Source organism: Candidatus Pelagibacter communis (assembly GCF_001179845.1).
GTDB lineage: Bacteria > Pseudomonadota > Alphaproteobacteria > Pelagibacterales > Pelagibacteraceae > Pelagibacter > Pelagibacter ubique_Q.
The window spans coordinates 1-16,297 of record NZ_CVSB01000062.1; the positions used below are offsets into that span (position 1 = coordinate 1).

The 16,297-nt window shown below is 30.0% G+C and carries 30 protein-coding genes; 1 reads left to right on the top strand and 29 read right to left on the bottom strand.

Annotated elements, in window-relative coordinates:
- Positions 1-53 precede the first annotated feature (53 nt).
- The gene (locus AMN81_RS05900; RefSeq protein ID WP_256998241.1) at positions 54-536 is read right to left on the bottom strand and encodes a magnesium transporter MgtE N-terminal domain-containing protein; all 483 of its coding nucleotides are present in this window, start codon (positions 534-536) and stop codon (positions 54-56) included.
- Positions 537-597: 61 nt separating this feature from the next.
- Here AMN81_RS05900 and lipB point away from each other — a divergent pair, with 61 nt between their 5' ends.
- Positions 598-1,215 carry a lipoyl(octanoyl) transferase LipB gene (gene lipB / locus AMN81_RS05905; RefSeq protein ID WP_072091163.1) on the top strand — a complete coding sequence of 206 codons (618 nt, stop codon included), beginning with the start codon at positions 598-600 and terminating at the stop codon, positions 1,213-1,215.
- Here lipB and AMN81_RS05910 read toward each other — a convergent pair.
- The 28 genes from AMN81_RS05910 to AMN81_RS06045 form a co-directional block, all read right to left on the bottom strand.
- Entirely contained in the window at positions 1,193-2,110 is a 918-nt protein-coding gene (locus AMN81_RS05910; RefSeq protein ID WP_072091164.1) for an RluA family pseudouridine synthase, read from the bottom strand. The two genes, lipB and AMN81_RS05910, sit on opposite strands and share 23 nt — an antisense overlap.
- Positions 2,111-2,120: 10 nt before the next feature.
- A complete protein-coding gene (rplQ, locus tag AMN81_RS05915) occupies positions 2,121-2,564 on the bottom strand; it encodes a 50S ribosomal protein L17 (RefSeq protein ID WP_072091165.1) in 444 nt (147 codons plus the stop codon).
- Positions 2,564-3,592 carry a DNA-directed RNA polymerase subunit alpha gene (locus AMN81_RS05920; protein ID WP_072091166.1) on the bottom strand — a complete coding sequence of 343 codons (1,029 nt, stop codon included), beginning with the start codon at positions 3,590-3,592 and terminating at the stop codon, positions 2,564-2,566. Before AMN81_RS05920 ends, rplQ begins: the two co-directional genes overlap by 1 nt.
- Entirely contained in the window at positions 3,592-4,041 is a 450-nt protein-coding gene (rpsK, locus tag AMN81_RS05925; RefSeq protein ID WP_072091167.1) for a 30S ribosomal protein S11, read from the bottom strand. Before rpsK ends, AMN81_RS05920 begins: the two co-directional genes overlap by 1 nt.
- Before the next feature lie 2 nt (positions 4,042-4,043).
- Positions 4,044-4,427: a 30S ribosomal protein S13 gene (gene rpsM / locus AMN81_RS05930; protein WP_072091169.1), complete on the bottom strand. Its 384-nt coding sequence runs from the start codon at positions 4,425-4,427 to the stop codon at positions 4,044-4,046.
- A 55-nt stretch (positions 4,428-4,482) separates the two neighbouring features.
- Positions 4,483-5,046, bottom strand: a complete 564-nt coding sequence (locus AMN81_RS05935) for an adenylate kinase (protein WP_072091170.1) — start codon at positions 5,044-5,046, stop codon at positions 4,483-4,485.
- Positions 5,047-6,327 (bottom strand): preprotein translocase subunit SecY, encoded by a 1,281-nt coding sequence (secY, locus tag AMN81_RS05940; RefSeq protein ID WP_072091171.1) that lies wholly within the window; start codon positions 6,325-6,327, stop codon positions 5,047-5,049.
- A 9-nt stretch (positions 6,328-6,336) separates the two neighbouring features.
- Positions 6,337-6,789 carry a 50S ribosomal protein L15 gene (rplO, locus tag AMN81_RS05945; RefSeq protein ID WP_023853718.1) on the bottom strand — a complete coding sequence of 151 codons (453 nt, stop codon included), beginning with the start codon at positions 6,787-6,789 and terminating at the stop codon, positions 6,337-6,339.
- A complete protein-coding gene (rpsE, locus tag AMN81_RS05950; protein ID WP_023853717.1) occupies positions 6,789-7,304 on the bottom strand; it encodes a 30S ribosomal protein S5 in 516 nt (171 codons plus the stop codon). The genes rplO and rpsE overlap by 1 nt, the downstream gene beginning before the upstream one ends.
- 2 nt (positions 7,305-7,306) lie before the next feature.
- Positions 7,307-7,663: a 50S ribosomal protein L18 gene (gene rplR / locus AMN81_RS05955; RefSeq protein WP_072091172.1), complete on the bottom strand. Its 357-nt coding sequence runs from the start codon at positions 7,661-7,663 to the stop codon at positions 7,307-7,309.
- Positions 7,663-8,202 carry a 50S ribosomal protein L6 gene (rplF, locus tag AMN81_RS05960; RefSeq protein WP_072091173.1) on the bottom strand — a complete coding sequence of 180 codons (540 nt, stop codon included), beginning with the start codon at positions 8,200-8,202 and terminating at the stop codon, positions 7,663-7,665. Before rplF ends, rplR begins: the two co-directional genes overlap by 1 nt.
- Positions 8,202-8,597, bottom strand: a complete 396-nt coding sequence (gene rpsH, locus AMN81_RS05965; RefSeq protein WP_072091176.1) for a 30S ribosomal protein S8 — start codon at positions 8,595-8,597, stop codon at positions 8,202-8,204. Before rpsH ends, rplF begins: the two co-directional genes overlap by 1 nt.
- A gap of 11 nt (positions 8,598-8,608) precedes the next feature.
- Positions 8,609-8,914 carry a 30S ribosomal protein S14 gene (gene rpsN / locus AMN81_RS05970; protein ID WP_072091178.1) on the bottom strand — a complete coding sequence of 102 codons (306 nt, stop codon included), beginning with the start codon at positions 8,912-8,914 and terminating at the stop codon, positions 8,609-8,611.
- 2 nt (positions 8,915-8,916) lie between these two features.
- Positions 8,917-9,471 carry a 50S ribosomal protein L5 gene (gene rplE, locus AMN81_RS05975; protein ID WP_072091180.1) on the bottom strand — a complete coding sequence of 185 codons (555 nt, stop codon included), beginning with the start codon at positions 9,469-9,471 and terminating at the stop codon, positions 8,917-8,919.
- The gene (gene rplX / locus AMN81_RS05980) at positions 9,471-9,716 is read right to left on the bottom strand and encodes a 50S ribosomal protein L24 (RefSeq protein ID WP_072091182.1); all 246 of its coding nucleotides are present in this window, start codon (positions 9,714-9,716) and stop codon (positions 9,471-9,473) included. The genes rplE and rplX overlap by 1 nt, the downstream gene beginning before the upstream one ends.
- Positions 9,716-10,084, bottom strand: coding sequence for a 50S ribosomal protein L14 (gene rplN / locus AMN81_RS05985; RefSeq protein WP_072091183.1), 369 nt, complete (start codon positions 10,082-10,084; stop codon positions 9,716-9,718). Before rplN ends, rplX begins: the two co-directional genes overlap by 1 nt.
- The gene (rpsQ, locus tag AMN81_RS05990; RefSeq protein ID WP_072091184.1) at positions 10,084-10,320 is read right to left on the bottom strand and encodes a 30S ribosomal protein S17; all 237 of its coding nucleotides are present in this window, start codon (positions 10,318-10,320) and stop codon (positions 10,084-10,086) included. The genes rplN and rpsQ overlap by 1 nt, the downstream gene beginning before the upstream one ends.
- On the bottom strand, positions 10,313-10,504 hold the full coding sequence (rpmC, locus tag AMN81_RS05995) for a 50S ribosomal protein L29 (RefSeq protein ID WP_072091186.1): 192 nt from the start codon (positions 10,502-10,504) through the stop codon (positions 10,313-10,315). Before rpmC ends, rpsQ begins: the two co-directional genes overlap by 8 nt.
- Positions 10,504-10,914: a 50S ribosomal protein L16 gene (rplP, locus tag AMN81_RS06000; protein ID WP_023853707.1), complete on the bottom strand. Its 411-nt coding sequence runs from the start codon at positions 10,912-10,914 to the stop codon at positions 10,504-10,506. The genes rpmC and rplP overlap by 1 nt, the downstream gene beginning before the upstream one ends.
- Positions 10,914-11,594, bottom strand: coding sequence for a 30S ribosomal protein S3 (rpsC, locus tag AMN81_RS06005; protein WP_072091187.1), 681 nt, complete (start codon positions 11,592-11,594; stop codon positions 10,914-10,916). Before rpsC ends, rplP begins: the two co-directional genes overlap by 1 nt.
- On the bottom strand, positions 11,578-11,976 hold the full coding sequence (gene rplV, locus AMN81_RS06010; protein ID WP_072091189.1) for a 50S ribosomal protein L22: 399 nt from the start codon (positions 11,974-11,976) through the stop codon (positions 11,578-11,580). Before rplV ends, rpsC begins: the two co-directional genes overlap by 17 nt.
- Positions 11,977-11,978: 2 nt before the next feature.
- On the bottom strand, positions 11,979-12,275 hold the full coding sequence (gene rpsS, locus AMN81_RS06015; protein WP_023853704.1) for a 30S ribosomal protein S19: 297 nt from the start codon (positions 12,273-12,275) through the stop codon (positions 11,979-11,981).
- Positions 12,275-13,114 carry a 50S ribosomal protein L2 gene (gene rplB / locus AMN81_RS06020; RefSeq protein WP_072091190.1) on the bottom strand — a complete coding sequence of 280 codons (840 nt, stop codon included), beginning with the start codon at positions 13,112-13,114 and terminating at the stop codon, positions 12,275-12,277. Before rplB ends, rpsS begins: the two co-directional genes overlap by 1 nt.
- A gap of 3 nt (positions 13,115-13,117) precedes the next feature.
- Entirely contained in the window at positions 13,118-13,411 is a 294-nt protein-coding gene (gene rplW / locus AMN81_RS06025; RefSeq protein ID WP_072091192.1) for a 50S ribosomal protein L23, read from the bottom strand.
- 1 nt (position 13,412) lies between these two features.
- Positions 13,413-14,036, bottom strand: a complete 624-nt coding sequence (rplD, locus tag AMN81_RS06030; RefSeq protein WP_072091194.1) for a 50S ribosomal protein L4 — start codon at positions 14,034-14,036, stop codon at positions 13,413-13,415.
- Positions 14,036-14,746, bottom strand: a complete 711-nt coding sequence (rplC, locus tag AMN81_RS06035; protein WP_072091195.1) for a 50S ribosomal protein L3 — start codon at positions 14,744-14,746, stop codon at positions 14,036-14,038. Before rplC ends, rplD begins: the two co-directional genes overlap by 1 nt.
- 2 nt (positions 14,747-14,748) lie before the next feature.
- A complete protein-coding gene (gene rpsJ, locus AMN81_RS06040; RefSeq protein WP_072091197.1) occupies positions 14,749-15,057 on the bottom strand; it encodes a 30S ribosomal protein S10 in 309 nt (102 codons plus the stop codon).
- Between the two features lie 2 nt (positions 15,058-15,059).
- Positions 15,060-16,297 (bottom strand): elongation factor G (locus AMN81_RS06045; RefSeq protein WP_256998242.1); only part of this gene is annotated, 1,238 nt, incomplete at its 5' end.

A 16,297-nucleotide genomic window follows, 5' to 3' on the forward strand; every position in this document is an offset into this window, starting at 1 on the left:
TTTATATGTTATTATATGCTTCAGGAATAATATTTTTTACGTTTTTTTATACTTCAATTACTTGGTATAGCTGTAAATTCACGCTGCATAAGTCTAGCAGCAGTATCTTCTGGATAGCTCAAGCTTTCTAAAAGAGCAAATCTATCTTTAGGGGGTAAAGAGCTAAGGATTGCATTTTTATCCTCTTCAGGAACATTTTCTAATATAGATATAGCATCGTCTGACTCTAAACCTTTTAAAATACTTACTATAGATTCTGAAGATAAATAGGTAATAATTTCTGATTGAATAGACTCATTTAATTCGACAAAAACCTCCGGATCAATATTGAAATTATTTAGTTTAATTAAACTTTCTCTATCTCCTTCGCTAAGGTGTTCGATGATATCCGCAGCATCAGCAGGGTGCATTTCATTAAATGAATTGGTAATAAATTGAGCATCATTGTTAGCTATTTTGCTAGTAACAACTCTTATATATTCTTTATTAAACTCAAAATTTACTTTTTTATCTTTAGTTTTTTTAGTTAAAGACATAAATCTACCTATAATTTAGATTTGCACTATTAATACATAATAAAGATAATACAAATTATAAATGAACATAGAGATCAAAAAGTCAATAAAACCAGTAAATTATTTTGATGCTATTAATATACTAGAGTCAAGATTAAAGGATTTGTATGAAAATAATGAGCAAGAATTAATTTGGACTTTGGAGCATAATGAAGTTTTTACAGGAGGAACTTCTTATAAAGAGAATGAGATTATTGATAAATCCATTAATATATTAGAAACTAATAGAGGTGGTAAAATTACTTACCATGGGCCAGGCCAATTAATTTGTTATTTTGTTTTAGATTTAAGAAAAAAAAAGGATATCAGAAAATTTATAACAATTATTGAAAAAACAATAATTCAAACTTTAAAATTTTATAAAATAGAAACTTTTCCAGATAAAGATAATATTGGAATATGGCATAAATCTAATAATGAAGTTAAAAAAATTGCTGCAATAGGTATCAGAGTTAGCAAATGGATTGCCTATCATGGTTTTGCAATAAATATAAATAATGATCTGGAAAATTATAAAAAAATTATACCATGTGGTATTTCAGATAAAGGAGTAACTAATTTGAAAAATATTTTAGATCAGGATTACTCAAATCTAAATGATATATTAATTAAAAATTTTATTTCAAATTTAAAAATCTAAGTCTTTTAGATTTTAAAAGTTTTTGAAAATAATCAGGTAACAATGCTGAATAAGTATGTTTTATGTCATTAATTTTAAATTTAATTTGGTATGAATGTAACATTAAATTTTTATTAATTCCTTTATTAGAATTTGATAATTTATATTTTGTATCTCCAAATATAGGGTTTCCAATTGCATATAATTGTTTTCTTAACTGATGTTTTCGCCCTGTAATAGGTTTTAGTTCTAATAAACTTGCTTCAGAATTTTTATCAATGACTTTAAAAATTGTTTTTGCTTTTTCAATTATTTTTTTATCACCGTCATACCTAATTAAATCATCATCCCATACACCGGATTTTTTACTAATTTCACCTTGGCAGATAGCTAAATATGTTTTGTGTACTTTTCTTAATCTAAATAAAGAAGTAAGCAATTGAGCGCTTTCTCTGTTTTTGGCCATAATAAAAACTCCAGAAGTATCTTTATCTAATCTATGAACAGAATATGGTTTTGTTCCCTCAAAAATTTCACTTTTAGCAAAAATATCAACTAGATTTTTTTTTGATTTAGTTCCACCTTGTACTGATATGCCTGATGCTTTGTTTAAAACAACAAAATTGTCATTGTTGTCAATTATTTGATCTTCATTTGATTTTATAATTTCTTTTGATGGTAAAAACTTAATTTTTTTTTGTTGAATTATATCTTTAAATTCAATGTTGAATATATTTATTTCATCTTTTGTTTTTACTTTAGAAGAACTTTTAACTTTCTTTTTATTGAGCTTAATTTTTCCTGTTCTTAAGTATTTCTCTACAAGTCCTTGAGGAATTTTTCCAATTTTTAATCTTAACCATCTATCCAATCGCATATCATTACACGTTGAATCAACGATGTAAGATTTTTTCATGATTTAAGATTTAAGCTGTAGCTTGTTTTTTCTCTTCAGTTTTAGGAGATTCTTTTGTTGTATCTTTTTTTGGTTTATCCACTCTCTTGGCTTCAACGTCTCGATCAACAAATTCAATTATTGCCATTGGAGCATTATCTCCATATCTAAATCCAGCTTTAATTATTCTTGTATAGCCACCTTTTCTATTCTGATATCTTTTAGAAAGTGTTTTTTTTACTTTATTAGCTGATTTAATATCTTGTAGTTTAGAAACCAACATTTTGGTTGTTTGCAAAGTCTCTTTTTTACCTAATGTTATTATCTTATCCGCTTGAGGTTTTAGAAATTTAGCTTTTGGCAAAGTAGTTTTAATCTGCTCATACTTAATCAAAGAATTAAGCATGTTCTTAAGTAGAGCTTTTCTGTGCTCTGATGTTCTATTTAACTTCTTATTTGCCAGACCGTGTCTCATTAAATTGCTTCCTCTAATTTCTTAGACATCTCTGCAATATTGTCTGGTGGCCAGTTAGGTATTTCCATTCCTAAATACAATGACATGCCTGTTAAAACTTCTTTAATTTCGTTTAATGATTTTCTTCCAAAATTAGGTGTTCGCAACATTTCACCTTCAGATTTTTGAACTAGATCACCGATATAAATAATATTATCATTTTTTAAGCAGTTCATCGATCTAACTGATAACTCTAATTCATCCACTTTTCTTAGTAAGTTTTTGTTAAATTCAGGTTCGGTAGAAACCTCTTTTACAGGAGCTTCAACTGGCTCATCAAAGTTTACAAACATTTTAAGCTGATCTTGGAAAATTCTTGCTGAATAAGCTACAGCATCTTCAGCAGAGATTGATCCATTAGTTTCAACTTCCATTATTAATTTATCATAATCTAATGCTTTACCTTCTCTAGCAGTACTTACTGAATATGAAACTTTTTTAACTGGACTATAAAGTGAATCTATAGCAATAAGGCCTAATGGTGGCTCTTCAGGTTTATTTAGCTCTGCAGGTACATATCCTTTACCCGTATTAACATTCATCTCCATATGAAAAGTAGTATTTTCATCTAGATTACAAATAACTAAATCAGGATTTAAAATCTCAACGTCTGCAACTGGAGCTATATCTGAAGCTTTAATTTCTCCTGGTCCTTTTGCGTCTAAAATTAATTTTTTTGTACCCTCAGAATTACTTTTTAATGCTAAAGATTTTACGTTTAAAACTATATCAGTCACATCTTCTCTAACACCTTTTATTGAAGTGAATTCATGTAAAACGCCATCAATTTGAATTGATGTTACAGCAGCTCCTCTTATAGATGATAATAAAATCCTTCTTAGAGAATTTCCTAAAGTTAATCCATAACCTTTTTCTAAAGGCTCAGCTACAATTTTTGCATGAGTTAAGTCATCACTTATTTGAACATCTAATTTAGATGGCTTAATTAATGACTTCCAATTTTTTACATTAACATTTTCGACTTCCATTAAACTCTCCTTTTCTTTGGTGGTCTAGTTCCATTGTGAGGCATAGGCGTAGTGTCTTTGATTGACAAAATCTTAAATCCTCTAGCTTGCAATGCTCTTAAAGCTGTTTCTCTTCCTGATCCAGGTCCTTTTATTTCAACAGATAAAGTTTTCATTCCATACTCAAGAGCTTTCGAAGCTGCAGAATCAGCTGCTATCTGTGCAGCATAAGGAGTTGATTTTCTTGATCCCTTAAAACCTTTTTGTCCAGCAGATGCCCATGAAATTACATTTCCATTTGTATCAGCAATTGAGATAATAGTATTATTAAATGTTGATTGCACATAAGCAATTCCATTTAAAATATTCTTCTTAACCTTCTTTTTTTTTGAATAAGAACTTTTTATACTTTTTTTGGTAGATTTTTCTACTTTCTGATCTTTGTTCTCAACTTTATCAGTTTTAGCCATAACTATTTTTTAGTTGGTGTTAATTTTTTTCCAGCAATAGCGATTGCTTTTCCTTTTCTTGTCCTAGCATTACATCTCGTTCTTTGTCCTCTAACAGGTAATTTTTTTCTATGTCTTGTTCCTCTATAACAAGCAAGATCAATTAATCTTTTAATACTTAATGAATAATCTCTCCTTAAATCACCTTCTACTTTAAAGTTTTGATCGATGTACTCTCTAATTTTTAAAATCTCTTCATCTGTTAATTGATTTACTCTTTTAGCTCTTGGAATTTCTAAAGATGAACAAATTTGCTGAGAGAATTTATCACCAATCCCATAAATATAAGTTAAACCTATATGAACAAGTTTATTCTGTGGAATGTTTATACCTGCGATACGAGCCATAATTTTTGTGATAAATTGTGCCTTTTATATAAGAAGATTAATCAAAGTCAACGTCTTATACATTGATAAAAGCGTCTATTTTCCTTGTTATTTCTTCAATTTCTAAGCTTCCATCAATCTCTTTAAAATTTGGATTCTCAGAATAGAAATTTAGAACTGGTTGGGTTGTTTCCATGTATTTCTCATATCTTGAAACTATTGTATGAGTGTCGTCATCAGATCTATTTTCTATAATTTTTCTCTTCTCAAGCCTTTTGAGAATTGTTTCTTTATCTACGTTTAGAAATAAAATTAAATCTATGCTCTGATTTGAATTTTTTAATAACACTTCTAAATATTTAGCCTGACTTAATGATCGAGGATATCCATCAAAGATTAATTTATTTTTTTTTTGAGGATCATATATTAAGTTTTCTAAAAGTTTATTAACAATATCATCACTTATAAATTTTCCATTCTTCATGTCATTGGTTATTACTTTACCAATGTCTGATTTTTTTTTGATTTCTTCTCTTAAAAGATCACCTGTTGAAATTTGAAAAGCATTTAATTTGTTTACAAGATATTTAGACTGAGTACCTTTTCCAGCACCAGGAGGTCCAAACAAAATTATATTCACTTACCTACCAAATTTAGTTTTTTTAATCAGTTGTTCGTATTGTGAGCTCATTAATCTTGTTTGTATTTGCGTTACAGTATCGATAGCAACTACAACAACAATTAATATAGATGCACCACCTAAATAAAAAGGTATAGGATAGTTTGCAATTAAAAATTCTGGCATCAAACAAACTAAGGTTAGATATAGAGCACCAATCGTCGTTAATTTCGTTGAGATATTTTGAATATACAGTGCTGTACTTTCACCTGGTCTAATTCCTGGAACAAAGCCTCCGTACTTTCTTAGATTTTCAGCAGTTTCTGTTGGATTAAAAGTAATTGAAGTATAAAAAAACGTAAAAAATATTATTCCTGAAGCATATAATAACATATAAAGAGGTTGACCTTGTGTGAAATATGAACTTAAGTTCAAAAATGTTTCATTGTTAGAGAATGAAAAATTTGAAAATGTTACTGGTAAAAGTAAAAGTGCAGATGCAAAAATTGCAGGAATTACTCCAGCCTGATTTATTTTTAAAGGTAAATGTGAAGACTCCCCTCCATACATTTTATTCCCCATTTGTCTTTTAGGATAATTGATAAGAATTTTTCTAAGCGCTCTTTCCATAAAAACTACAAAAAGAATTGTAACTATTAATAGAACAAATATAGCTAGTATCATAAATGTTGAAACTGCACCCGTTCTACCTAATTCAAAAGTTGTAACTAAAGCTCTTGGTATTTCAGCTACGATACCTGCAAAAATTATTAACGATATACCATTACCAATACCTCTCTGAGTGATTTGTTCTCCCAACCACATTAAAAAAATTGTTCCTGCAACAATGGTTGTAACGGTAGTTATTTTAAAAAAAACCCCTGGATTAATTACTAAGTCAGCTGATGACTCTAAGCCAACAGATAAACCATATCCTTGAACTGTTGCAAGTAATACTGTTCCATATCTAGTGATTTGTGTAATTTTAGCTCTTCCTGTCTCACCTTGTGCTTTTAAATTTTTAAAATAATCCGAAACCCCAGTTAAAAGTTGAACTATAATTGCTGAAGAAATGTAAGGCATTATACCTAATGCAAATATTGCCATCCGGCTTACTGCACCTCCTGCAAAAACATTAAACATGCCTAGCAATCCTTTTTGATTGCCTTCCATCATTATTTTCAATTGTTCTGGGTCTATACCTGGTAAAGGTACAAAAGTTCCAAATCTATAAACAGCTAAAATTAAAATAGTAAAAATAATTCTATTTCTTAAATCATTTGTTGATGAAGATGCACTCATATAAACAAATTATTTTTTTAATTGAATAGATCCACCAATTTTTTCTAGTTTTTCTATTGCTGATTTAGACGCTAGATCAGCTTCAATATTAATTTTATCTTTTACTTCTCCTGAACCTAAAATTTTTAATTTTTTTGAGTTTTTGTTAATTAATTTAAGTTTTTTTAATAATTCTGAGTTTAATACTTCATTAGGATTGATATTTTTTTTATCTATATAAGATTGAATTTTATCTAGATTTAAAATTGCAACACTCTCTTTTGAAATTGGGTTAAAACCTCTTTTTGGGAGTCTTCTATATAGTGGCATTTGACCACCTTCAAAGCTTTTTATAGCCACTCCAGATCTTGATTTTTGACCTTTAACACCTCTTCCTGATGTTTTCCCTTTTCCAGAACCAATTCCTCTTCCAACTCTTATTTTAGATTTATTGATTTTTTCTCTATTGTTTAAAGTAATCATTATCCTCTTTTTTCAATTATTTCAGAAATTTTTTTATTTCTAATTGCTGATATTTGTTTTGGTGAACTTTGTTTCATTAATGCTTTCATTGTAGCTCTAATTACGTTATGCGCATTTGAAGTTCCCATAGATTTTGCAACAATATCTTTTACTCCTAAAACTTCACATACAGCTCTAACAGGTCCACCTGCTATAATGCCTGTTCCCTTAGAAGCTGCTCTTAACACTATTCTACCAGAACCATCTTTTGCCTTAACGTCATGATGTATTGTTCTGCCTTCTCTTAAAGGTATATGAGTAAGTTTTCTTCTTGCCATCTCATTTGCTTTTTTTATAGCATCAGGTACTTGTTTAGCTTTTGCGTGAGCTATGCCGATTTTACCTGCTTGATTTCCAACAACTACAAGCGCTGAAAATCCAAATCTTCTTCCACCTTTAACAACTTTAGTAATACGATTTATGTGGACTAATTTTTCCAATATATCGTCAGTTTTTTTATCTTTTAAATTTTCCATAATTAAAATTCCATCCCGTTTTCTCTAAGAGTTTCAGCAAAAACTTTAATTCTACCGTGATATTTATAAGTACCTCTATCAAAGTAAATTTTTGTAATTTTTTTCTCTTGAGCTTTTTTAGCTAATTTTTGGGCAACTAATTTAGATAATTCAGTTTTATTAATTTTATCAGATGATTTAAGATCTTTTTCTACAGATGAAGCTGATAATAAAGTTACATTTTTTGTATCATCAATTATTTGAGCTGTAATATTTTTTGATGATCTAAAAATACTTAATCTAAATCTATCTTTTGGAGCAACTCTTTTAACTTTATTGCTAACTCTAAATCTTTTTCTGTTATTAGTGTTTAGTTTCATTACTTTTTCTTTCCCTCTTTTTTAAGTACATATTGACCTTTTTCTCTAACACCTTTTCCTTTATAGGGTTCGATTTTTCTTAATGTTTTGATTTTAGATGCAACTTCACCTACTAGCTGCTTGTCAGAGCCTGTAATTTTTAATGTAGTTTGTTTTTCAACAGCAATTTTAATGCCTTCTGGTATGTCAAAATTGATATCATGACTATAACCCAATTGTAAGTTTAGCTGATTTCCTTTTAACGCTGCTCTATAACCAACACCAACTAATTCTAAAGTTTTTTCATAACCTGTGCTGGATCCAATAACAGCATTATTGATTAAACTTCTATTCATGCCCCAAAGTCTTTTTGAGTTTTGATCTAGTTTTTTTGGTTTAATAGAAATTTCTTTTCCCTCAATTATGTCTAAATTAAACATATCTAGATCAACGTTGATTGATTTTTTCCCTAAAGGTCCTTCTATATTTATAATATTACCAGCTAAAGCAACTTTTACTTTTTCAGGGATCGAAATGTTAATTTTTCCTATTTTAGACATTAAAATACCTTGCAAATTATTTCGCCACCAACTTTTTGTTTTCTTGCATCTATATCTGTCATTATTCCTTTTGGAGTAGAAACAATAGCAATTCCTAAACCATTATTTATTTTAGGTAAGCTATCGGCAGATGAAAAAATTCTTCTCCCAGGTTTTGATACTCTTTCAAAAGCACTAATTACTGGATTACCTGAATGGTACTTAAGTTCTAATGATAGCATTGGTTTCTTTTCTTCAGAACTTACTTTAAAATCTTTAATAAAACCTTCGTTTTTAAGTATATCTGCAATTTTTGTTTTAAAATTAGAAGAAGGTAATTCTACTTTTTTATGATTTCTAGCTTGAGCGTTCTTCACTCTTGCAATCATATCTCCTATTGGGTCACTTAAACTCATAATTTTCCTTTCTACCAGCTGGATTTAACTAGCCCTGGTATCTTTCCTTGTAATCCTAATTGTCTTAATGCAATTCTTGAAATCTTTAATTTTCTGTAAACACCGTGAGGTCTTCCAGTAATCTCACATCTATTCATAACTCTTGTTTTAGCTGAGTTTCTTGGCAGTTTAGATAATTTTTGTTGTGCTTTAAATCTTTCTTCTAATGAAATCTTTTTATCCATTACGATCTTCTTTAAGGCTTGTCTTTTCTTATAAAGCCTATCTGAAAGCTTAATTCTTTTTTTATTTTTATTAACAGCGCTTAACTTTGCCATGTTTAATTATCTCCTTTTTTAATAAATGGAAAATTCATTTTTTCTAGTAGTGCAAAACTATGTTCTTTATTTATTGCTTTAATAACTATTACTATATCTAAACCTCTAACTTTGTCTGCTCTATCAAAGCTTACTTCTGGAAAAATTATATGCTCTTTAATTCCAAATGTATAATTACCAAACTTATCAAAGCCTTTTGGTGACAAACCTCTAAAATCTTTAATCCTTGGTAATGCTATATTCACCAATCTATCTAAGAATTCATACATTCTATTTTTTCTTAATGTTACCTTTAAACCAGCATTTGATCCTTTTCTTGTTTTAAAATTAGCTACTGATTTTTTAAATTTTGTTGTAACTGGTTTTTGTCCAGTAATTTTAGCCATATCTTCTTCGCATGATTTTAAAATTTTAGAGTCTGTAGCATCTAAACCAAGACCCATATTTAAAACAACTTTTTCAATTCTTGGAGCCATATAAATATTCTTAAAACCAAACTGATCTTTTAATGCAGGCTGAATTTCTTTATTGAATATTTCTTTTAATCTTGGTGTCATTATTTTTTAGCCTCTTTTTTCTTAGCTGTTTTTTCATCAATTAGTTTTAAGTTAGAAATATGAATAAAGCTTTCTTTAGGAAAAATTCCACCTTTTTTCTCCTTTGTTGTTTTAACGTGTTTTTTAACCATGTTTATTTCTTTAACTTTAGCTCTGTTATTCACTCTATCAATTTCAATAACTTCACCCTCTTTTTTTTTATCTCTGCCAGCTAAAACTCTTACTTTCAAACCTTTTTTAATCATTATAAAACCTCCGGTGCCAAAGAAATAATTTTCATTTGACCTCTACTTCTTAATTCTCTTGTAACTGGACCAAAAATTCTTGTTCCTACTGGCTCACCTTTGTCGTCAACTAAAACAGCAGCATTATTATCAAATCTTACTTTAGATCCATCGTTTCTATGTATTCCTTTTTTAACCCTTACAACAACTGCTTTATGAACAGATCCTTTTTTAACTTTTCCTTTAGGTATCGCTTCTTTAACCGCAATTACAATTGTATCACCAATACTAGCGTATCTTCTTTTTGATCCACCTAGAACTTTAATGCATTCAATTTTTTTTGCTCCAGTATTGTCAGCTACTTGTAATTCTGTTTGAACACCAATCATTACTTTGTACTCTCCATAACTTGAAATTTTTTATTTTTAGAAAACGGTTTGCTCTCAATAATTGAAACCTTGTCACCAGTTTTAAACTTATTATTTTCATCATGAGCATTATAGTTTTTTCTAACTCTAATTACTTTTTTTAATAGTGGGTGAGAATATTTACGTTCTACCATAACAGTGACTGTTTTGTTTGGTTTATCGCTTATAACTATTCCTGTAAGTATTTTTTTAGGCATTTGCTTTCCCTTTTAAAATTGTTTTTAATCTTGCAATTGTTTTTCTAGTTTCCCCAATTTTAGCAGGGTTTGTTACTTGAGAATTCATTTTTTGAAATCTGAAATTAAAAAGATCTTTTTTGAGTTTATCAATGTTCTTCACAATTTCGTCCTTTGATAATTTTTTAATTTCTTTTTTTTTCATTATGCAAATCTCTTAATTGTTTTAGTCTTAATAGGTAATTTTGCTGATGCTTTGTATAAAGCTTCTTTTGCAATTTGTTCCGAAACACCATCAACTTCAAATAATATTCTTCCTGGTTTTACTCTACACGCGAAATACTCAGGTGAACCTTTTCCTTTACCCATTCTGACTTCAATTGGTTTTTTTGAAACTGGTATATTTGGAAATATTCTTGTCCAAACTCTTCCTTGTCTTTTCATATGTCTTGTTAAAGCAACTCTTGCAGCTTCAATCTGTTTTCCAGTAACTCTTTCAGGCTGTAAAGCTTTTAATGCGTAAGCACCATAATTAATAGTACTTGCTCTTGTAGCATTACCATGAATTCTACCTTTATGAGCTTTTCTCCATTTTGTTCTTACTGGCTGAAGCATTATTGTTTACCTTCCTTTGGTGTTACCTTGTTGGTCTCTTGACTAAATTCTCTAGCAAAAACTTCACCTTTATAAATCCAAACTTTAATTCCAATAATTCCATATGTTGTAAGAGCTTCTGCTTCAGCATAATCAATATCAGCTCTTAAAGTATGCGATGGAATACTTCCATCTCTTAACCACTCTGTTCTAGCTATTTCATTTCCACCAAGTCTTCCACTCACAGAAACTTTTATTCCTTTTGCTCCAAGTCTAATACATGATTGCATTGCTCTTTTCATGGCTCTTCTATAAGAAATTCTTTTAACAAGCTGCTGAGCTATGTTTTCAGCTACTAAATAAGCATTAGTTTCAGGTTTTTTAACTTCTTTAATATTTAGATTAACTTCATTTGATGTGAATTTTGAAAGATTATTTTTAATTTTGTCTATATCACTTCCTTTTTTTCCAATAACAAATCCAGGTCTAGAAGTATAGATTGTAACATAACATTTATTAGATGTTCTTTCGATCATTACCTTAGATACACCAGAATTGATCACATTTTTCTTGATATATTCCCTAATTTTAAAATCTTCGATTAGGTAGTTTCCAAAATCTTTTTTCTTAGCATACCATACAGAGTCCCATCCTCTGTTGACACCCAATCTAAAACCTACAGGATTAACTTTTTGCCCCATGCTTCTCCATTTGTTTTGCTTCTGATAAAATTATTGTAACAGTTGACCAAGGTTTTAATATTGGTGCCGCTCTTCCTTTGGCTCTTGGTCTAAATCTTTTCATAACTATTTTTTTTCCACAATATGCCTCTTTAACTATTAATTTATCAATATCGTATTGAAAATTATTTTCAGCATTGGCTACTGCTGAACTGATAGTTTTTCTAACATCTCTAGTAACTCTTTTTTCTGAAAACTGTAAATCTCTAATTGCAACATCAACTTTTTTACCAACGATACTTCTAAGTATTGGATTTAACTTTCTAACACTTGATCTAATACCGTTGTTAACAGACTTTACTGTTTTATCGTTAGTTTTATCAATTTTCTTTTTTTTACCCATAATTATTTCTTCTCTGCTGTTGCTGGTTTGGCTTTTTTGTCAGCTGGTGTATGACCAAAGAACGTTCTAGTTGGCGCAAACTCACCTAGTTTATGTCCAACCATATCCTCTGAAACAGTTATTGGTATAAATTTTTTGCCATTATAAATTTGGAAACTGACACCTACAAAATCAGGTAAAATTGTAGATTTTCTTGACCAAGTTTTAATAGGAATTTTCTTTGGATCGTCTTTATACTTGTCCACTTTCTTCATCAAGCTTTCTTCTACAAACGGTCCTTTCCAAACTGCTCTAGCCATTACTTAGTATCCTTCCTCTTATTTCTTCTCTTAACTATAAATTTATCTGTTCTCTTATTATCTCGGGTTTTTAAACCTTTAGCAGATTGTCCTGTAGGTGAGACTGGATGTCTTCCTCCAGCAGATTTTCCTTCACCACCTCCATGTGGGTGATCAACTGGGTTTTTAACAACACCTCTAGTATGAGGTCTTCTACCCAACCATCTTGATCTACCTGCTTTTCCTATTTTGATATTTTTTTGATCTGGATTACTTAAAATTCCAATTGTAGCTAAAGCTCTTGAATCTATTTTTCTCACTTCACCTGAGGCTAATTTTATTAAACTATAGTTTCCATCTAGACCACTAATAGTAACTGATGAACCAGCTGCTCTAGCAATTTTTCCACCACCACCTGGCTGTATCTCAACATTATGTATATTGATACCCACTGGAATATCTTGCAATGGCATACAATTACCTACTTTAATTTCTTTTTTAGAACCGCTTTCAACTTTATCTCCAACTTTAATTTTTTGTGGTGCTAAGAAGTATGCATGCGTATTATCCTCAAATTTAACCAACATGATGTAACATGACCTATTTGGATCGTACTCTATTCTTTCAACTGTAGCTTCCATGTCGAATTTTTTTCTATAAAAATCAACATGTCTGTACATTTTTTTATGTCCACCGGCTCTATTAATAGAGGTAATATGACCATTGTTATTTCTACCTTTCATGGCATTTTTTGGAGAGACCAATGACTTAAATGGTTTACCTTTCCATAAGCCAGTTCTATCAACTAAAATAGTGCCTCTTGTAGATTTTGTGTATGGTTTAAAAGTTTTTAATGCCATTTATTAAATTCCTGTTGTTAGATCAATACTTTGACCTTTTTTTAAAGTTATAATTGCTTTTTTATAACCAGATACTTTTACTTTTCTACCTCTGGTAACTTTTGTTCTGTTTTGTTTGTTTATAATATTTATCTTAGTCACATTAACTTTAAATATTTTTTCTATATTCTTTTTTAAATTTTTCTTATTTGCTCCATCCGGAACTTTAAAAACAATTTTATTTAGTTCAGATAAATTAGTAGATTTCTCAGTAACTACTGGAGAAAGAATTTTGTCGTATAAGTGAATTTTTTCCATTTTATGAATATCTCTTTTCTAGTTCTTTTACGGAGCTTTCTGTGAATACTATTTTTTTAAATTTAATAATGTCGTAAGCACTGAAATGATTTACATCTGTAACTTTAACATTTGGAATATTTCTTACTGATTTTTCAATTTTTTCTTTTGAATTTTTATCTAGAATTATTAGTGAATTTGTAATTTCAAGTTTATTAATAATTGAGTTCATCTCTTTAGTTTTTTTAATTTCTGAACTAAAGTCATTTAAGATTAATAAGTTTTTATTATTATTTTTTTCTGTAATTAGTGACGCTACGCTTTGTTTTTTTTCAGTTTTGTTTAATTTTCTTTTTTTATAAGCTAATTCTCCTTTTGGTCCATGAGCTATACCACCACCTACGAAAATAGGAGCTTTTCTACTTGCATGCCTTGCACCACCTGTTCCCTTTTGAGCATATATTTTTGATGTTGGGCCACTAACTTCATTTTGTTGTTTGGTTTTTGCGTGTCTTCCTTTGTAATTAGCATTCGTTTTGTAAAGAACAGCACTTACCAACTTGTGGTTAATTTTTGCTGAAAAAATATTATCTAAAACTTCAATACTATCTTTTTTTCCGTCTATGCTAATTTTATCTAATTTCATTATTTTTTCTTTTTCTCAGGTGTTTTTTTTGCTTCTTCAGCAGCTGCTTGTTTCTCACCAATTGTCATTTTGCTTATATTTTTTACTGATTTTTTAACCATTACTTCAGAATTTTTTGAACCAGGTATTGATCCTCTTAAGTAAAGAAGTTCGTTTTCTAAGTCAGTTTTTATTATTTCAATATTTTGCATTGTTCTTAGCTTGTCACCCATATGACCAGCCATTTTTTTTCCTTTAAAAACTTTTCCTGGATCTTGACTATGTCCTGTTGAACCATGTGCTCTGTGAGATATAGAAACACCATGACTGGCTCTTAAACCACCAAAATTATGTCTCTTCATAGCACCTGCAAAACCTTTACCAATTGTTTTTGATCTTGTGTCTACAAATTTAATGTCTTTGAATATTTCTAAACCAAACTCGTTTCCTTCTTTGTAAAGAGATGTGTCGTTTACTCTAAATTCTTTTAATTTTTTCTTAGCTTCAGTATTTTTTTTAGCAAAAACACCTTTCATAGCTTTTGTTAATTTTGAATTTTTAATTTTCCCATATCCAAGCTGAACAGCCTTGTACCCTCTTTTTTCTTCTTCAATAACCTGAATAACTCTAGCTTTTTCAACCTTAAGCACAGTAACAGGAACTAATTGACCAGATTTATAGAATTCTCTCGTCATACCTATTTTCTTCCCTAATAAAGCTATCTCACTCATAATTAAATTTTTATCTCCACATCTACACCAGATGCTAAATCAAGTTTCATTAATGCTTCTACAGTTTGTGGAGTTGGTTCAATAATATCGATTAATCTTTTATGTGTTCTTGATTCAAATTGCTCTCTACTTTTCTTATCTATGTGAGGTGATCTTAATACTGTGTATCTTTCAATTCTTGTAGGTAATGGAATTGGTCCTCTGATTGTGGCTCCAGTTCTTTTTACTGTATTCACAATCTCTTCAGTTGAAGCATCTAAAACTTTGTTATCATATGCCCTTAATTTAATTCTAATATTCTGTTTTTCCATTATTAACCTGCAATCTTCTTAGTTACTTCGTCTTGAACATTTTGAGGAACTTTTGAATAATGATCAAAAAACATTGAATATTGTGCTCTACCTTGAGACATTGATCTTAAATTATTTATATAACCAAACATATTTGCTAAAGGAACCATTGCTGTAATTACAGTTGCATTACCTCGTTGTTCTTGAGTGCTTATTTGACCTCTTCTGCTGTTTAAGTCACCTATAACATCACCCATGTAATCTTCAGGTGTTACTACTTCAACTCTCATTACAGGTTCTAATAATTTTAATCCACCTTTTGTACATGCTTCTTTAAAGCAAGCTCTGCTTGCTAATTCAAACGCTAAAACACTTGAGTCAACATCGTGATGTAAACCATCTAAGATCGTTACTTTATAATCAATCATTGGAAAACCAGCTAAAATTCCAGTATCTGAAACTGTTTCTATGCCTTTTTCAACGCCAGGAATAAATTCTTTTGGAATTGCACCACCTTTAATTTTGCTCTCAACATCTCGACCTTTACCTGGTTCTTGAGGTTCTACTAAAAGTTTTACTTTTGCAAATTGACCAGCACCACCACTTTGTTTTTTGTGAGTATATTCAACCTCTGAAGCAGCTTCTATAGTTTCTCTATAAGCAACTTGAGGAGCTCCAACGTTTGCCTCTACTTTAAATTCTCTTTTCATTCTATCTACAATAATATCAAGGTGTAATTCGCCCATACCTTTAATAATTGTTTGTCCAGACTCCTCGTCTGATGTAACTCTAAATGAAGGATCTTCTTTAGCCAACCTACCTAAAGCTTCACCCATTTTTTCTTGGTCCGCTTTTGTTTTTGGTTCTACTGCAATTTCAATTACTGGATCAGGGAATTCCATTGGTTCGAGAAGAACAGAATTTTCTTTGTCACATAAAGTGTGTCCTGTAATAGTATTTTTTAATCCAGCTAATGCTACTATGTCGCCTGCATTGGCTTCTTTAATATCTTCTCGAGAGTTTGCATGCATTAGAAGCATTCTTCCAACTCTTTCTTCTTTCTCTTTAGAGGAATTGAATACTGCCGTACCAGTTTTAATGGTACCTGAATAGATTCTAATAAAAGTTAATGACCCAACAAATGGATCGTTAGCAACTTTAAAAGCTAGAGCAGAGAATGGAACACTGTCTTCAAATTTCATTTCCATTTCATCTTCACTACCTAATTTAGTTCCTTTGATAGAACCAATATCCACTGGAC

Excerpts from the sequence above, each read along its gene's own strand:
- AMN81_RS05900 (WP_256998241.1), bottom strand. The coding sequence starts at position 536 with ATGTCTTTAACTAAAAAAACTAAAGATAAAAAAGTAAATTTTGAGTTT.
- lipB (WP_072091163.1), top strand. The coding sequence starts at position 598 with ATGAACATAGAGATCAAAAAGTCAATAAAACCAGTAAATTATTTTGAT.
- AMN81_RS05910 (WP_072091164.1), bottom strand. The coding sequence starts at position 2,110 with ATGAAAAAATCTTACATCGTTGATTCAACGTGTAATGATATGCGATTG.
- rplQ (WP_072091165.1), bottom strand. The coding sequence starts at position 2,564 with ATGAGACACGGTCTGGCAAATAAGAAGTTAAATAGAACATCAGAGCAC.
- AMN81_RS05920 (WP_072091166.1), bottom strand. The coding sequence starts at position 3,592 with ATGGAAGTCGAAAATGTTAATGTAAAAAATTGGAAGTCATTAATTAAG.
- rpsK (WP_072091167.1), bottom strand. The coding sequence starts at position 4,041 with ATGGCTAAAACTGATAAAGTTGAGAACAAAGATCAGAAAGTAGAAAAA.
- rpsM (WP_072091169.1), bottom strand. The coding sequence starts at position 4,427 with ATGGCTCGTATCGCAGGTATAAACATTCCACAGAATAAACTTGTTCAT.
- secY (WP_072091171.1), bottom strand. The coding sequence starts at position 6,327 with ATGAGTGCATCTTCATCAACAAATGATTTAAGAAATAGAATTATTTTT.
- rplO (WP_023853718.1), bottom strand. The coding sequence starts at position 6,789 with ATGATTACTTTAAACAATAGAGAAAAAATCAATAAATCTAAAATAAGA.
- rpsE (WP_023853717.1), bottom strand. The coding sequence starts at position 7,304 with ATGGAAAATTTAAAAGATAAAAAAACTGACGATATATTGGAAAAATTA.
- rplR (WP_072091172.1), bottom strand. The coding sequence starts at position 7,663 with ATGAAACTAAACACTAATAACAGAAAAAGATTTAGAGTTAGCAATAAA.
- rplF (WP_072091173.1), bottom strand. The coding sequence starts at position 8,202 with ATGTCTAAAATAGGAAAAATTAACATTTCGATCCCTGAAAAAGTAAAA.
- rpsH (WP_072091176.1), bottom strand. The coding sequence starts at position 8,597 with ATGAGTTTAAGTGACCCAATAGGAGATATGATTGCAAGAGTGAAGAAC.
- rpsN (WP_072091178.1), bottom strand. The coding sequence starts at position 8,914 with ATGGCAAAGTTAAGCGCTGTTAATAAAAATAAAAAAAGAATTAAGCTT.
- rplE (WP_072091180.1), bottom strand. The coding sequence starts at position 9,471 with ATGACACCAAGATTAAAAGAAATATTCAATAAAGAAATTCAGCCTGCA.
- rplX (WP_072091182.1), bottom strand. The coding sequence starts at position 9,716 with ATGATTAAAAAAGGTTTGAAAGTAAGAGTTTTAGCTGGCAGAGATAAA.
- rplN (WP_072091183.1), bottom strand. The coding sequence starts at position 10,084 with ATGATTGGTGTTCAAACAGAATTACAAGTAGCTGACAATACTGGAGCA.
- rpsQ (WP_072091184.1), bottom strand. The coding sequence starts at position 10,320 with ATGCCTAAAAAAATACTTACAGGAATAGTTATAAGCGATAAACCAAAC.
- rpmC (WP_072091186.1), bottom strand. The coding sequence starts at position 10,504 with ATGAAAAAAAAAGAAATTAAAAAATTATCAAAGGACGAAATTGTGAAG.
- rplP (WP_023853707.1), bottom strand. The coding sequence starts at position 10,914 with ATGCTTCAGCCAGTAAGAACAAAATGGAGAAAAGCTCATAAAGGTAGA.
- rpsC (WP_072091187.1), bottom strand. The coding sequence starts at position 11,594 with ATGGGGCAAAAAGTTAATCCTGTAGGTTTTAGATTGGGTGTCAACAGA.
- rplV (WP_072091189.1), bottom strand. The coding sequence starts at position 11,976 with ATGGGTAAAAAAAAGAAAATTGATAAAACTAACGATAAAACAGTAAAG.
- rpsS (WP_023853704.1), bottom strand. The coding sequence starts at position 12,275 with ATGGCTAGAGCAGTTTGGAAAGGACCGTTTGTAGAAGAAAGCTTGATG.
- rplB (WP_072091190.1), bottom strand. The coding sequence starts at position 13,114 with ATGGCATTAAAAACTTTTAAACCATACACAAAATCTACAAGAGGCACT.
- rplW (WP_072091192.1), bottom strand. The coding sequence starts at position 13,411 with ATGGAAAAAATTCACTTATACGACAAAATTCTTTCTCCAGTAGTTACT.
- rplD (WP_072091194.1), bottom strand. The coding sequence starts at position 14,036 with ATGAAATTAGATAAAATTAGCATAGACGGAAAAAAAGATAGTATTGAA.
- rplC (WP_072091195.1), bottom strand. The coding sequence starts at position 14,746 with ATGAGTGAGATAGCTTTATTAGGGAAGAAAATAGGTATGACGAGAGAA.
- rpsJ (WP_072091197.1), bottom strand. The coding sequence starts at position 15,057 with ATGGAAAAACAGAATATTAGAATTAAATTAAGGGCATATGATAACAAA.